This window comes from Micromonospora sp. HNM0581, from assembly GCF_012726175.1.
Taxonomy (GTDB): Bacteria; Actinomycetota; Actinomycetes; order Mycobacteriales; family Micromonosporaceae; genus Micromonospora.
The window spans coordinates 18432-32702 of sequence record NZ_JAASAD010000020.1; the positions used below are offsets into that span (position 1 = coordinate 18432).

Below are 14271 nucleotides of genomic sequence, written 5' to 3' on the forward strand. Positions count from 1 at the left end.
CGACGGCAGTGAAGCGTGCTGGCATGACAGTTCGCGGCGCGGTCAGGAACGTAGCCACCACGGGCTGGTGTACGCCACCCCGAAGTCGTTGCACGGGTGACCGGCCGGGCCAGGAGCGCCGTTGGGCAGGGACGGATCGGAGACGCGGAGCACCACCCAGTCGCCGTCGGCGACGTCGAGTGGCACCGTGAAGTCGGTGACCCGACCGTTGACCGTGTCGATGACGTCGACGACGCTCGGCGCGCGGTTGCCGGGGCGCAGGACCTGGATCCGCAGCGGCTTTCCGTCCCAGGCCGACCCACGGTCGAGGTCCAGCAGGAACCGTACGTCCCCGGAGGTCACGTTCAGCACGCCACCCATGCGTACGCCGTTCGCGGTGGCGTCCACCCGCAGGCCGGAGACGCGGGTGGCGAAGGAGCGACGGGCCGCCATCGCCTCGAACACCGCGGCCCGGGTGTTCTCGGTGACCCACAGGCCGCTGCGCCCCTTGCCCTCGTGAAAGCCCCAGGTGGTGCCGTGTTCGTCGGTGACGCCGGTGAGACCCGGCCGCCAGCCGGCGTTGAGGCAGGCCACCAGCGGCGACGTCAGTCCGGACGACCAGCCTTCGAACAGGTAGTCGTCGGTGCGGTTGAACATCTCCAACCCCACCAGCTGGTCGCGGGCGGCGGCGTTGAACGAGAAGTTGTCGAACCTGCCCAGCTCACGGCCAGGGTGGTTGAAGCTGGCCAACCCGCCTGGCCGACCGGTCAACCAGCGGTACAGGCTGCCGGTGCTGCCGGCCCGCCACAGGTCGGCGAAGTCAGAGGTGTTCCACACGTTGATGTGCCCCTGCAGGGGATGGGACCACTCGAATCCACGGATCGCGGTGAACTGGCCCGGGTCGTTGGCGGCATTGGCGAGGTCACCGGTGGTCCGCCACTCCGACGAGCTGATCCCGTCGATGGCAAAGAGCGTGGCGTGGTCGGTCAGCGCAGCCACATCCAGACCGGCCTCGCGCATCGAGGCGAACGCGGCCTCGGGGCTGCCGTCACCGTCGGACATCACGGTGTGGTTGTGCATGTCGGCGTGGACCAGCATCGTGCCCTGGGTGACCCGGGAGGTTCGGGCGGCACCGGCCGCCACGGTCTCGGTCGGGACGCTGGCCGTCGTCGTGCTGGCCGCCCGGGCCGAGGTCGGCAGCGCGGCAAGCATCAACGCGCCGCCCGTACCGGCCAGCAGCGCCCGTCGACCGAACATCGGCGCAACGTTGACCTGTCCGTACGGAACCTCGTCGGCTGGTCGGTGGTCGTGATCGTGGTGACAGTGACGGGGGTGATGTCCGCTCATGAGCAAACATGAACATGTGTCTACTGGACGATGCCACCAAGCTGGGTCATCGTCCAGGCGAACACCTGCCGTACAGAGGTCCCCTGCCTCCGACCGGTGAAGGAGGCACGTCTGCCCGACGAACGTGTCAGCGGCTCTTCCTGGCCGCCCGCTTACGGGGTGGTGTCAACAGCTCGGCGATCGCGGCGATCGCCGACGGCACCAGGCGGTAGTACGCCCAGACGCCGCGCTTGTCCCGTTCCAGCAGGCCAGCCTCAGTCAGGATCCGGAGGTGATGACTCACGGTCGGCTGGGAAAGCCCGAGCGGCGCGGTGAGGTCACTCACGGACGCCTCCCCCGTCGGGGACGACTGGATCAGGCTGAGCAGCCGCAGCCGGGCCGGGTCGGCGAATGCCTTCAGCACTCCCGCGAGGCGCTCGGCATCGGCAGGTTTGATCGGCTCACCGGTGAGTGGCGAGATGGCCGGCGTCGTAGTCTTCGCAGTTCCCACGCCTTGCATCGTTGCAGCAACAAGCACCGATAGGTGGTGAAACGAGGGCTGGATCACCGTGAGGTGCGCGAGAAGACACCGATGACCCTGGCGTGGCCGCCGGGTCGCTGCGCCGGTCAGCGGCGGTCGAGTGCCGACTGGAGGCGTTGGATGAGGGTCTTGCGGCCCTTTCCCGCGCGTTCCTCGCGTAGCGCCGCCCTGAGCTGGCCGGTGTCCAGGTCCCGAACGTGTCGGGTCGCCTCGGCGACCGGCAGGTCGGTGAGCGACCCGGGCGACACGGCGTTCCGGCGTGCGCGCTTGGCCGGGCCGGTGTTGGCGACATACTGCTTGCCGGACTTCGACGCCTTACGCTTCTTCGCGTCGGTCTCGCGTCGCTGCTCCGCGGAAAGCTGCTTCCATGCCTGGTCGGGCAGGTAACGGTCGGTTTCGCCGTCGTGTCGGGCGCGGGTGCCGCCCTGCCTGGTACGCCACTTCTGGTCGCCCCACTGCTTGAGCGACTTCTGCCGCTCGTCCTTCGGGCCCTGATAGCCGCCACCGCGTTTCCGGTACTCCTTGGTGAGCAGCTGCGACTTGCGCGCCGACCACTGTCCCGGACGGCCACCCCGGTCGGACGCCTTGATCTCTTCCTTGATCTGTTCCCGCAGTTCGGGCTTCGTGTACCGCGCCATAGCCCTCGGTTACCCGGGACGGTGTCCGGTACTCACCGCCGCCGGCGGCGGTGATGGTGATCGGATCGTGGGTCGAGGCGGCGCAGAGGTACCGGACCTCGAACCAGCCGTGTTCGGCCACGTAGGCACTGGCGAGCACGAGCAACGCGCCACCGGGGCGGGACAGCAGCGGAGGAGGCGAGCCAGTACGGCACGGCGTACGGCCGGTCCTGCTCCTTGCTCCCGTCCGCCGGTGGCCTGAGGAGCCGCGGGCACAAGACCGAGTGACAAAGACCGTCACCCATTGCGAAGCTGGCCTCACAAATTGCACACTTAGGCCGCCTCACGGCCTGGAAGTTGCGCGTTCGGCAAGTTGGTGATGAGTCACTGGGGAGGGTCCACTATGGGTGCACAAGGGGCACGAACAGCCGGTCGACCCATGACAGTTCCGGTCTGGCGTGCCCTGCCGAACTTCCTCCGCGACGCACACCAGTCCCTGGTAGACGCCGGCGAGGCAGCCGGCGGCAGGGTCGTACGACTCGGATTCGGGGTTTCCAGCCCCTATCTCGTGACCGACCCCGACCACGTCCGGCAGGTGTTGCAGGACCGGGCGACGAACTACCCCCGAGGTGATGACACCGCACTCTGGCGTTCGGTCCGCAAGCTGGTCGGCGACGGGATCCTCGCCGAGGGGGACACCTGGCTGGCGTCCCGCAAGACCCTGGCCCCACTGTTCCGGCGCGGACGCATCGACGTGATGGTCGACACGATGGCGAAGGCCATCGACGAGGCGACCGACCGACTGGACGGTGCGGCGGAAGCGGGCCGCGTCGTCGACATCGGCGCGGAGCTGTCCCGCCTCGTCTGCGCCGCCATCATGAGGGTTTTCTTCGACTCTCGGGTCTCGGTCGACGACGCTCTGCGCATCATGGCGGCCCAGGAGGAGATCGTCACCTCGATGGCTCCACGCCTGCTGGCTCCCTTCACACCATGGTGGATCCCGATGCCTGGTGACCGTCGCTTCCACCGCGCCGTACAGACCATCGACGGCATCCTGCTGCCGGTCCTGCGCGCCGCGGTGCAGCAGCCCGGTGACGGCGACGACGTGTTGTCGACCCTGGCCCGTGCCCAACGCGACGGCCAACCGCTGTCCGAACGACAGATGCGCGACGACCTGGTGTCGATGGTGGCCGTCACCACCGAGACGAGTTATGTCGTGTTGACCTGGCTGTGGCCGGTCCTCGCCAACCACCCCGATGTCGCGGAGCGGCTCTACGCGGAGGTCGACCAGGTGGTCGGTGCGGGGCCGGTGCGGGCGGAGCACCTGCGTCAGCTCACCTACACCCAGCTGGTACTCAACGAACTCCTCCGCCTGTACCCGGCGGGTTGGATCGTCCCCCGGCGGGCATCGGCCCCCGACGTACTCGGCGGCGTACGCATAGAGCGGGGCGCGACCGTAATCCTCTCCCCGTACGCCACTCAGCGGATGCGGGCCTACTGGGGTCCGACCGCCGAGTCCTTCGACCCGGAACGCTTTGCTCCGGACCGCCACGAGGTGGAGACAGCCCGGCGCAACGCGTACTACCCGTTCGGGCTCGGCATGCACCGGTGCCTCGGCGAACATCTGTTCAACGTGGAAGCCCTACTGATCGTGGCGACCCTGGTCAGCAGGTTCCGCTTCGCGTTGACCGACCCGACGGTGCCCGCGCCCCGGGTCGCCGCGTCGCTGCGCCCACGGCGGCAGGTCGAGCTGACCCTCTCCCGTCGCGATCACGCTGTCCCTGGAAGGAGCAACTGATGCAGCCGGACACCCTGGCCGCGACGCTGGAGCACACCGCCGAACAGGGACGGATCTGTTCGGTGGCCGCCAGAGGACAACGCGACCTGCAGGAGCGAGTCGCCAGCTATCCCGCCCTGTTCCCCGACCCACCGGTCGACGCGACGATGCTGAGCGCCCTGGCGCTGTCCACCGCTTTCATCGCCCCGTGGTGCTCCGCCACCGAACTGCGTACCGCCAACCACACGTCCCTCTGGGTGACGGCAGAGGACTGGCGAATCGACTCACAGGTCACCTCCGCGCCAGAAGCCACCGCCACCGTCGCCGCCTGCCTGGCGGTGGCGGCGGGCTCCGCGCCGGCCGACGACGATCAGCTGACGCAGTTCCTGGCGGACATCCGAGACGATCTGGCCGCGACGCCACTGTTCGCACGCCTGCGGCACCTGTGGCAGGGCGAGTTGCGCCGCATGCTCGACGCCGAACTACAGGAGTGGACGTGGCGAGCCCGCCGGAACACGGAACCCGCCGACCTGCCGTCCGCCGGAGACTACCTGGCCAATGCTGCCGGCTACGGTGCCACCTGGGTGAACGTGTCGCACTGGATCGCCACAGGTGCGGTGCGGACGGAGGAGCACCTGACCGCGCTCACGACGGCCAGCTACGAGGTGGAGAAGGTTCTCCGGCTGGTCAACGACCTGGCCAGTTACGACCGGGACGTCAAAGCCGGTGACCTGAACATCCTCATGTTGGGCGTCGACGAACACGAGGTTCGCCGACAGGCGGTGCATCAGGCCGACCTGTGCCAGAAACTGCTGGACCCGCTTGTCGAGACCAGCCCGCAAGAGGTGACATACCTGCGGCGGGTGCTCGGTTTCACCACGGGCTTCTATCACGGGACCGATTTCTGGGGGCCCCGGTGACGATCGTCGACGCAGAAGGATCAGCCGGAACCACCGAAGGCGTACGCACGCAGATCCGCGACCTCGTCGCCGAGATGATGCGCGATCCGGCTGGTCGTACGTCGCCGTCGCCGTACGAGACCGCCCGGTTGGTGAGTCTCGCCCCCTGGTTGGTCGGCCACCACGACCGGGTGCGCTACCTGCTGGACACCCAGCGGCCGGACGGCGGCTGGGGTCCGCCCGGCGGGTACAGCCTCGTCCCCACCCTGAGCGGGGCGGAGGCCCTGCTGACGGTTCTGCGGTCTGGCCCACCAGTGGACGTGACCCGTCTCGTTCACGCTGTCGACCGCGCCTTGGCCGCCCTGACCGGCCTCGTCGGCGCCCCGGGTCCGCTACCTGACACCCCGGCTCTCGACATGATCGTGCCCGCGCTCACGGACCGGATCAACCACCAACTTCGCCACCCGGAGAAGCATCCCTCCACAGCCGCGCATAGATGGCAGCGCCTCGTCCCGCTCGGGCTACCTCCCGGCATGACCCGACGACGTCTCACCGCCGTGCGTCAACTCGTAGGCGGTGGCGCACCAGTTCCCGACAAACTGCTGCACGCCTTGGAGGTGGTTGCCGACCTCGCCCCTGCGGCACGCGGCGTCACTCCGCACAGCTCGGGCACCGTCGGTGCCTCGCCGGCAGCCACAGCAGCCTGGCTCGGCAGTCCGGACCGTTCTGGCGGACACGAGGCGTTGGGATACCTGGCGCGCGTCGTCGGCCGCTACGGCGGTCCCGTGCCGTGCGCGACTCCGATCACCGTCTTCGAACGCGCCTGGGTCGTCACCATCCTCGCCCGCGCCGGCATCTCCATGACCGCAGCACCTCCAGGTCTGGTGGAAAGCCTGACCGCCGACCTGGGCGCGACCGGGACGCCGACCGGCCCCGGGCTACCAGCCGACGCCGACACCACGGCAGTGGCGGTGAGCGCCCTCAGCCACCTCGGTCTCGTGGTGTCGACCGACTGTCTGTGGCCCTACGAGACATCCGAGGGCTTCGCGACGTGGCCCGGTGAGGACGGCTTCAGCACCACCACCAACGCTCATGTACTCGACGCTCTCGGTCGACGGCTGACGGAGAGGTCTGATGATGCCCCGTCCCGCCATCGCGCTGCTGTCCGACGGCTGGTGGCCGCCCTGCGTGACCGCCAGGAACTCCAGGGAAGCTGGAGCGACCGTTGGCACGCCTCGCACTACTACGCGACCGCCTGCTGCGTGCAGGCCCTGGCGGAGTTCGGAGACCCGCCGGCAGTGGCGAGGCCACTCGCCCGCGCTGTGGAATGGACACTGGCCACCCAGCGAACCGACGGGGCCTGGGGCACCTGGAAGGCCACCGCCGAGGAAACGGCCTACGCACTGCACATCCTGCTGGCCTGTGGCATCCGGGCACCGGGGGTGCTGGACGCGATTCGCCGGGGGTACGCCTACCTGTCCCGGCACGGCGACATGGCCGGGCCGGCACTGTGGCACGACAAGGACCTGTACGAACCAACCTTGATCGTCCGCGCGACAGTTCTGGCCGCCCAGCACCGCGCCCGGAGACTGCTGACCACCCTGCCAGAATGCGCGTAATCGTCGGACGGTCGGCACACGGATCCACCCGGAACGGGCACAGTCCCTTGTGGACCCGAGCTGATTGTCACGGCCTTGAGCCGGTAGTCGGAGAACTGCTAGCGTTCGTCGGGTCTGCCTACACCGGCGGCTTGGTCGGCATGCCTCTGTCGACAAGTTCCTCTGCTCGGCATCGGACGGTTCAATGCGGTCACGCAGCGCCAATCTGCGCACCAAGGTCATCGCCCTCATCGCTTCACTCGTCGCGCTCTGGGCATTCGCCGCCTGGGTCACCCTCCGGGACGGCGTGAACCTTCTCGGCGTTCAGACGATCGACAGCCAGATCGTCTCGCCCAGCGAGCCGCTGCTGCTGGACCTACAGGTCGAGCGACGCCGGGCTGTGGCCTACCTCGGTGACCCCACTGCGGACCGGAAGAACGCCCTCGACGCCGCCCGTCTCGCCGTCGACGAGAACGCCACCGCCTTCACCTCGACAGCACGCAGCTGGCTGGCCCGGCTGACGGCGGACAGCAAGGCCGAACAACGTGTCGACGACACCATCGCCGAACTTGACCGTCTGGCGACTGTCCGCTCGTCCATCGATGCGCGTTCGATCGACCGGGCGAGCACCGTCGGCACCTACAGCACACTGGTCGAATCACTGTTCGCGATCTACGACGTCGTCGGCACGCTCGACGACCCCGAAATCCAGCAGGACACCAGGAACCTGATCGAGCTGTACCGCCTCCGTGAGCTCATCTCACAGGAAGATGCCCTGCTCACCGGGGCACTCGCCGCCGAACGGATCACCGCCAACGAACAGTCGCGATTCACCGAACTGGTCATCTCCCAACGCTTCGTCGCGGATCGTACCCAGCTCAACGATGCCGACCAGGCCGCCTTCGACCAGGTCGTCGCGGGAGAAGCGTTCCGCAGCCTGCGCCAGCTCGAAGAACGGGTGATCAACACCAGCGGCTCGGCCCGCCCGCCGGTCACCGCCGAGGAGTGGGACGAAGCCGCCGATGCCGCGCTGACCGAGCTACAAAAGATGGTTCTCGGTAGCGGCGACAATCTGGTGGAGCGTGCCGTCCCCGTCGCCGTCGGGGTGATCATTCGGCTGGTCCTTGCCGCCGGCCTGGGTCTACTCGCGGTCATCGCGTCCATCGTCGTCTCCGTCACCACTGCCCGTGCTCTCGTGGCTCAACTACAACGGCTCCGCGACGCGGCCCATCAACTCGCCGACGAACGGCTCCCCGCCGTCGTCGAGCGCCTACAACGCGGCGAGAAGGTGGACGTCGCCACCGAAGCACCTCCTCTCGACTTCGGCTCAGACGAGATCGGGCAGGTCGGCCAGGCATTCAACGCCGTCCAGGAGACGGCTGTCCGTACGGCAGTCGAGCAGGCAGAGCTGCGCCGAAACGTACGCGACGTGTTCCTGAACCTGGCTCGGCGCACCCAAGCCCTCGTCCACCGTCAGGTGACCCTCCTCGACGAGATGGAACGCCGGCAGGAAGACGCCGACGAACTCGAGGATCTGTTCCGCGTCGACCACCTGGCGACGCGGATGCGGCGGAACGCCGAGAACCTCATCGTCCTCTCGGGCGCCACGCCCGGCCGTGGCTGGCGCCGCAACGTGCCCATGGTCGACATCGCCCGCGCCGCCGTGCAGGAGGTGGAGGACTACACCCGGGTGAAGGTGATGCCGTTCGGGTCCGTCGCGCTCGCCGGCCGGGCCGCGGGTGACATCATCCACCTGCTCGCCGAACTGATCGAGAACGCTCTGACCTTCTCCCCGAAGAGCACCCCTGTCGAAGTACGTGGTCAACTCGTCGCCAACGGCTTCGCCATCGAAATCGAGGACCGGGGTCTCGGTATGGCCGACGACGACCTGGCTACTGCGAACGCAGACCTGACCACCGCCGCCGAGTTCAGCCTCGCCGATGCCAAGAAGTTGGGCCTGTTCGTCGTCAGTCGCCTGGCGGCCAAGCACCACCTCGCGGTGCAGTTGAAGCCGTCGCCGTACGGCGGAACGACGGCAGTCGTCCTCATTCCCAAGGACCTGGTGGCGACCGCCGACCCGATCGGTGCCGCGTCCGCACCGGCTTCGGGCGCAACCAAGGACGCGGCTACCACCGGCGACGCCCCGCGCTTCGCCGCCCCGCGCCAGTCCTCGGTCGCCGTCGCGGAGCCCGCACCTGTGCACGACGAGACGATCGAACTACCGGCGCTGCGTTCACTGCGCGCCGCCGTCGACGCCGCCACCGTCGTCGAAGGGCCGGTCAAGAGCACGCCCGACGTGCGACCGCACCCCAGACCTTCCACCGGGCACACCGAGCACACCGAGCACGGGCTGCCCATGAGAGTCCGCCAGGCAAACATCGCGCGACAACTACGCGACTCGTCCCCCGGCCAGACACCGCAACCGGACGACGACGAGGCGGGGCGATCCCCCGACGACATCCGCAGGATGATGTCTTCCTACCAGTCCGGCACCCGCCGCGGCCGTGACGACGCCGCACGTCTCGTCGACGCCGACGAAGAACAACCCGACGGCGCCGACGACACGTCCGCGACCGAAAACGACAGGTGAGAAAGAGGAACGGGCAAGTGCAGCAGAACTCCACGGGCGATCTGGCCTGGCTGCTCGACGACCTGGTCGGGCGTGTCAAGCAGGCTGAGCACGCCATCGTGCTCTCCGCTGACGGCCTGCTCATGGCTTCCTCCGCCCAACTCGGCCGCGACGACGCGGAACATCTGGCCGCCATGGCATCAGGCATCCAGAGCCTCGCGAAGGGTGCCAGCAAGCGGTTCGGCGGTGGACCGGTTCAACAGACCATCATCGAGATGAAGTCGTCGTTCCTGTTCGTCACCGCCGCCGGAAGCAACGCATGCCTGGCCGTCCTCGCGGCCGAAGACACCGACGTCGGCCTCGTCGCGTACGAGATGGCGATGGTCGTCGCGCGTGCCGGCAAGTTCCTCGCCTCCCCGACCAGGCCGAGCCAGTCCACCAACAACTAGGGGCCGCCATGACGATGCCCGACGAAGAACCGGTCTGGTTAGACGACGCAGCCGGGCCGGTCGTCCGGCCCTACGCCGTTACCGGCGGGCGCGCCAAACCAACCAACAGTTTCAATGTGGTTGCTCTGATTCTGTCGACCCGATCGGCCCCGCCGACCGAGGTCGGAATAGCGCCAGAGCAGGCCCGAATCATCCACCTGTGCCAGCGGCCACTTGCACTCGCCGAAGTGGCCGCGCATCTCAGTCTCCCCCTTGGCACCGTCCGAGTGCTGCTGGACGGACTCCTCGCTCAGGGATTCGTCCAGGTGAACGACCCTCGCCCAGCCGCCACCCTTCCCGACGACAGCGTATTCGAGGCGCTCATCAATGGACTACGTCAACTCTGAGCGGACGGGCCAAGCGACCCTCCCCACCGCCATCAAAATCCTCATCGCGGGTGGCTTCGGCGTAGGTAAGACCACCCTCGTGGGATCCGTCAGCGAAACGAAGCCGCTCCGTACCGAAGAGGTTCTCTCCGAACAGGGCGTGGGCGTCGACGACCTCTCCGGTGTCGAGGCAAAATCGACCACGACCGTGGCGATGGACTTCGGCCGGATCACCATCAGTGACGAACTTGTCCTCTACTTGTTCGGCACCCCGGGCCAGGACCGCTTCTGGTTCGTCTGGGACGAACTCACCATCGGTGCCCTGGGTGCCGTGGTGCTGGCAGACACTCGGCGGCTCGCCGACTGTTTCCCGTCGGTCGACTACTTCGAGCGTGCGCGGTTGCCCTTCATCGTGGCCGTCAACTGCTTCGAGAACTCGCGAAAGTACAGCCTCGACGAGGTGCGGCTGGCCCTGGACCTCGACCCGGATGTGCCCGTCCTGATGTGCGACGCGCGGAAGCGGCAGTCGTCCAAAGACGTCCTCGTAGCGCTCATCGAGCACGTCAAGAAGCAGGGGCTGACCCGCAGACCCGAACCGGTAGGCCACTGACAGAAGCCGCGGCCCGGCCACCACACCCCTGGTCGGACACGCCATGACCGTCGAAGTCGGCGGACGCTGGACCGTGGGCTGCTGATGCCGGCCGGGACCGTACCGTCTACGACCGACATGGCAGGCACCGGATGCACATCCTGAGCACCTGCCACCTCGACGCCACCGCGTTCGGTCACCTCCCGGAGCAACTCACGACGTCGTGGGCCCCCGCACCGTCCTGGCAATCCGCACGGTGGCAGCGAGAGGGGTGCACCATGAGCGAGACGAAGGCAGGCGCGATCGGGCGCTTCGACCTGACTGTGCAGGACGCGGACGGTGTCCGCGACTTCTACGCGGACGTGGTCGACTGGCGGCCGGAGCCGCTGAGCATGGGCGACTACGACGACTACATGATGCTCGCGCAGGACCGCAATCCTCGCGCCGGGATCTGCCACGCCAGGGACAGCAACGCCGACCTGCCGCCACAGTGGATCACCAACATTGCGGTCGACGACCTGTCCGCCAGCCTCGCGCAGGTGAAGGAGAAGGGCGGCGAGGTCGTGCGGCAGCCCAACGGCACCGGCCCCGGAGGGTTCGCGCTGATCAAGGACCCGTCGGACGCGGTGCTAGCGCTGATGCAGAACCCACACCAGCTGAGCCCGGCCCGGCCGCAGGAGCGGACAGTCAGCGGCCGGTGTGACGGGTGCGGTATCGGGCCACCGGAGCTTGCCGACAGTCGCCCGAGTCCGCACGGCACCTCCTGGTCGACCGCCGCAGACTTCGCGGGATGTCCACATCGATGGAGCGCGGCCACGGGAGCAAGCCCTGCCTCGACCTGGGCAGCCGCTGAAAGATGTGTCGCTATTCCGATGTTTACACAGATTCAACCGACACGCGTAATGCCGCCGAAATCATGAGGTAGATCCGGATAGACTGCCTGAAATAGGATATGCGGTGTCAGGTTTTTTCATTGACACGAATCCAAGGGCGTGACTACGCTGTGTCGAGACAGCACGCGCTGGCCGTGACAAGGGCAACCCGGAATCTCGAATCGCACATCAACACCTATCGGGTCACCGCATGGCGTACGGGCACTCATGCTCTCCGCCTGCGATTCCAACTGGCGTCGGCACTTACGCAGGGGCACAGCCTGTCGCCCCTGCTTGCAGCATGTCCGCACTCGGTTAAGGAAGGCTGAATTCGGCGGTGAAGAATAGATGACCGATCTGGATCAGAGCCACTATCGCTGCCTGGGCGTCGGGGTGGGGCCAGCGAACCTCAGCCTCGCCTGCCTCCTGCAGGAACACGCTGAGGTGTCGAACCTCTTCGTAGACAAGAAACCAGCCTTCGGCTGGCACGAAGGACAACTGCTGTCCGGCGCCTCGCTGCAGGTCTCCATCCTCAAGGATCTGGTCAGCCTGTCGGATCCGACAAACCCCTACTCATTCCTGTCGTATCTGCACGAGCAGGGCAGGATGTACCATTTTATCAACGCCCAGTTCGAACACGTGCCGCGACAGGAGTTCCGCGACTACATGCTCTGGGCCAGCCGAAAGAACCCCAACGTGACCTTTGGCGAAGAGGTCATCGAAGTAAAGTTCGCCGATAACGCGTTCCACATCACCACGAGCCGTCGTCAGGTCACAGCAGACAACATCGTCGTCGGCGTAGGCGTCGTCCCGTCCGTACCCGATTTCGCCACCCCACATCTCGGGGAAACCCAGTTCCACATCAGCGAATTCGTGACCCGGGCCGTCGGACTGAGCGGTCGACGGGTGTGCGTGATCGGTGGTGGGCAATCTGGGGCGGAGGCGTTCCTGGACCTCGTCGCTCGGGCACCAGGAGAGCTTCCACGCCAGGTGACCTGGGTATCCAGGCGACAAAATTTCTCCCCGATCGATGACACGCCGTTCACGAACGACTACTACATGCCCTGTTACTCAGACTACTTCTTCGGTCTTCGACCACAACTGCGAGCCGAGTTCACCGTCCGCAACGTACTCACAAGTGACGGCATCTCCGAGGCAACCCTGCGCGAAATCTACCGACGAATCTACATTCATCGTTTCATAGACAAGCGGGAAGGGCTCGCCGACCTCTACCCGAACCGGTCCGTCACTCAGGTGACCCCTGTCGGTAACGGCTGGCGGATCACCATGGCCCACAACGACCTACCCGGCACCGTCGAGGAGCTGGAGGCCGACGTCATCATCTGGGCCACCGGCGTCGCACCGACCCCGATGAACTTCCTCGGGCCCATCGCCGACCGGCTACAGGTAGAGGACGGCGAGATCAAAATCAATGAGGATTTCGGTGTCGTCTGGGACGGACCGTCCGACCGGGGCATCTTCCTGCAGAACGCAGCCCGCAAACAGCGGGGTCTTGCCGACCCCAATCTGAGCTTGATGGCGTGGCGTAGTCAACGGATCGCCGACCGGTTGCGCGGTGCCAAGAGCACCAGCCCTCTTCCGTCCTTCCTGGAGTGGTCTCCACGGCTCGTCGCCGAGGTCGTGCGTTGAGCGACGGCGCCCGGGACGCCGATGTCGCGGTGGTCGGCGCCGGGATCATCGGCTGCCTCGTGGCCCGGCGGATCGTCGAAGGTGTTCCCGGCACCTCGGTGATACTCATCGACCGGGACGGGACCGGCACTGGCGCCAGCCGTCGTTCGGCCGGTCTGCACATGCCGCGGGGAGCGAGCATCCGAATCCGGGACATGGCCACCTACAGCCAGGACTACTACGACAAGCTCCGCGCCGAAGTCCACGGGCTGCCGATCTTCGATCTGGGGATGACCGTGGTCGCCCCGGTGGCCGCAGCCGACCAGCTACGCGAGGCGTACCTGGACACTGCGGCGATCACACCTGTCGAGCGACCGAACGGGATCCGTGTCCCCGACGATTTCAGTGCCTGGACGGTGAACGGGGCCCAGTACGCCGACGTGTACGGGCTGGTCCAGGCAATCGCACGGGAGCTTCGGCCGCGCGCGTCAATCATCGAGGGTGTCGAGGTCACCGGTATCGACCCGTACGTCGGAGGCGTACGACTGCGTTTGGGCACCGGCGAGACACTGCGGGTCGGGCGAGTGGTCCTCGCACCCGGCCCGTGGCTGGACAGTCCGGCCTGGCACGACCTCCTCGCCCCAGCGGGTATCCGGGTCAAGCGGGTCGTCGCGCTGCATCTCGAAGGACCCGTCGAGTCGACGGACCGCGCGATCGTGCTGGAGCAGGAGGATGCCTTCCTGCTGCCCATGATTCACCGCAACCACTGGCTGTTCAGCTACACCTGCCAGGAGTGGGACGTAGCTCCCCAGAGCACCGACGGGCTCGCCGACCGCCACCTCGACCAGGCTCGGCAGTTACTCGAACGGTACGCGCCCGACTTCCTCCGGTACCGCACCTCCGGCCGGGTCTTCTGTGACGCCTACAGCCCAAACCGGGAACCGGTCGTCCGGGCACTGACCCCGGACGGTCGGGTGGTGTTCGCCGGTGCCGCGAACGGGTCCGGGTACCGCCTCGCGCCGGCTGTCGCGCGTTCCGCAGTCGACCTGCTTCAGCGATAA

12 protein-coding genes and 1 pseudogene are annotated in these 14271 nt (G+C 67.2%); 10 read left to right on the forward strand and 3 right to left on the reverse strand.

Going from position 1 to position 14271, the window contains the following annotated elements:
* Positions 1–42: 42 nt before the first annotated feature.
* The 3 genes from HCA58_RS20120 to HCA58_RS20130 all read right to left on the reverse strand — a co-directional run bounded on the left by HCA58_RS20120 (position 43) and on the right by HCA58_RS20130 (position 2484).
* Positions 43–1236 (reverse strand): CehA/McbA family metallohydrolase, encoded by a 1194-nt coding sequence (locus HCA58_RS20120; protein WP_240956515.1) that lies wholly within the window; start codon positions 1234–1236, stop codon positions 43–45.
* 217 nt (positions 1237–1453) lie between these two features.
* Positions 1454–1825, reverse strand: coding sequence for a metalloregulator ArsR/SmtB family transcription factor (locus tag HCA58_RS20125; RefSeq protein WP_169599396.1), 372 nt, complete (start codon positions 1823–1825; stop codon positions 1454–1456).
* A gap of 107 nt (positions 1826–1932) precedes the next feature.
* Positions 1933–2484, reverse strand: a complete 552-nt coding sequence (locus HCA58_RS20130; RefSeq protein WP_169599397.1) for a hypothetical protein — start codon at positions 2482–2484, stop codon at positions 1933–1935.
* Positions 2485–2902: 418 nt separating this feature from the next.
* On the opposite strand from HCA58_RS20130, the gene HCA58_RS20135 reads away from it, so the two are divergent.
* The 10 genes and pseudogenes from HCA58_RS20135 to HCA58_RS20180 all read left to right on the forward strand — a co-directional run bounded on the left by HCA58_RS20135 (position 2903) and on the right by HCA58_RS20180 (position 14271).
* On the forward strand, positions 2903–4261 hold the full coding sequence (locus HCA58_RS20135; RefSeq protein WP_169599398.1) for a cytochrome P450: 1359 nt from the start codon (positions 2903–2905) through the stop codon (positions 4259–4261).
* Complete coding sequence (locus HCA58_RS20140; protein WP_169599399.1) at positions 4261–5160, forward strand: terpene synthase family protein; 900 nt, start codon at positions 4261–4263, stop codon at positions 5158–5160. The genes HCA58_RS20135 and HCA58_RS20140 overlap by 1 nt, the downstream gene beginning before the upstream one ends.
* Positions 5157–6758, forward strand: coding sequence for a prenyltransferase/squalene oxidase repeat-containing protein (locus tag HCA58_RS20145; RefSeq protein WP_346776055.1), 1602 nt, complete (start codon positions 5157–5159; stop codon positions 6756–6758). Before HCA58_RS20140 ends, HCA58_RS20145 begins: the two co-directional genes overlap by 4 nt.
* 184 nt (positions 6759–6942) lie before the next feature.
* Positions 6943–9327 (forward strand): nitrate- and nitrite sensing domain-containing protein, encoded by a 2385-nt coding sequence (locus tag HCA58_RS20150; protein ID WP_169599400.1) that lies wholly within the window; start codon positions 6943–6945, stop codon positions 9325–9327.
* 17 nt (positions 9328–9344) lie between these two features.
* Entirely contained in the window at positions 9345–9755 is a 411-nt protein-coding gene (locus HCA58_RS20155; RefSeq protein WP_169599401.1) for a roadblock/LC7 domain-containing protein, read from the forward strand.
* Between the two features lie 8 nt (positions 9756–9763).
* A complete protein-coding gene (locus HCA58_RS20160; RefSeq protein ID WP_169599402.1) occupies positions 9764–10141 on the forward strand; it encodes a DUF742 domain-containing protein in 378 nt (125 codons plus the stop codon).
* Positions 10122–10730 carry an ATP/GTP-binding protein gene (locus tag HCA58_RS20165; RefSeq protein WP_169599403.1) on the forward strand — a complete coding sequence of 203 codons (609 nt, stop codon included), beginning with the start codon at positions 10122–10124 and terminating at the stop codon, positions 10728–10730. The genes HCA58_RS20160 and HCA58_RS20165 overlap by 20 nt, the downstream gene beginning before the upstream one ends.
* 257 nt (positions 10731–10987) lie before the next feature.
* Positions 10988–11362: pseudogene (locus tag HCA58_RS20170) on the forward strand (VOC family protein); the annotation flags it as partial.
* Positions 11363–11929: 567 nt separating this feature from the next.
* Positions 11930–13231, forward strand: coding sequence for a SidA/IucD/PvdA family monooxygenase (locus HCA58_RS20175; protein ID WP_169599404.1), 1302 nt, complete (start codon positions 11930–11932; stop codon positions 13229–13231).
* A complete protein-coding gene (locus HCA58_RS20180) occupies positions 13228–14271 on the forward strand; it encodes an FAD-binding oxidoreductase (RefSeq protein WP_169599405.1) in 1044 nt (347 codons plus the stop codon). Before HCA58_RS20175 ends, HCA58_RS20180 begins: the two co-directional genes overlap by 4 nt.

What these genes read in the sequence shown, in the direction of transcription:
- HCA58_RS20120 (WP_240956515.1), bottom strand. Translation starts at nt 1,236, where the DNA reads ATGTTCGGTCGACGGGCGCTGCTGGCCGGTACGGGCGGCGCGTTGATG.
- HCA58_RS20125 (WP_169599396.1), bottom strand. Translation starts at nt 1,825, where the DNA reads ATGCAAGGCGTGGGAACTGCGAAGACTACGACGCCGGCCATCTCGCCA.
- HCA58_RS20130 (WP_169599397.1), bottom strand. Translation starts at nt 2,484, where the DNA reads ATGGCGCGGTACACGAAGCCCGAACTGCGGGAACAGATCAAGGAAGAG.
- HCA58_RS20135 (WP_169599398.1), top strand. Translation starts at nt 2,903, where the DNA reads ATGACAGTTCCGGTCTGGCGTGCCCTGCCGAACTTCCTCCGCGACGCA.
- HCA58_RS20140 (WP_169599399.1), top strand. Translation starts at nt 4,261, where the DNA reads ATGCAGCCGGACACCCTGGCCGCGACGCTGGAGCACACCGCCGAACAG.
- HCA58_RS20150 (WP_169599400.1), top strand. Translation starts at nt 6,943, where the DNA reads ATGCGGTCACGCAGCGCCAATCTGCGCACCAAGGTCATCGCCCTCATC.
- HCA58_RS20160 (WP_169599402.1), top strand. Translation starts at nt 9,764, where the DNA reads ATGACGATGCCCGACGAAGAACCGGTCTGGTTAGACGACGCAGCCGGG.
- HCA58_RS20165 (WP_169599403.1), top strand. Translation starts at nt 10,122, where the DNA reads ATGGACTACGTCAACTCTGAGCGGACGGGCCAAGCGACCCTCCCCACC.
- HCA58_RS20175 (WP_169599404.1), top strand. Translation starts at nt 11,930, where the DNA reads ATGACCGATCTGGATCAGAGCCACTATCGCTGCCTGGGCGTCGGGGTG.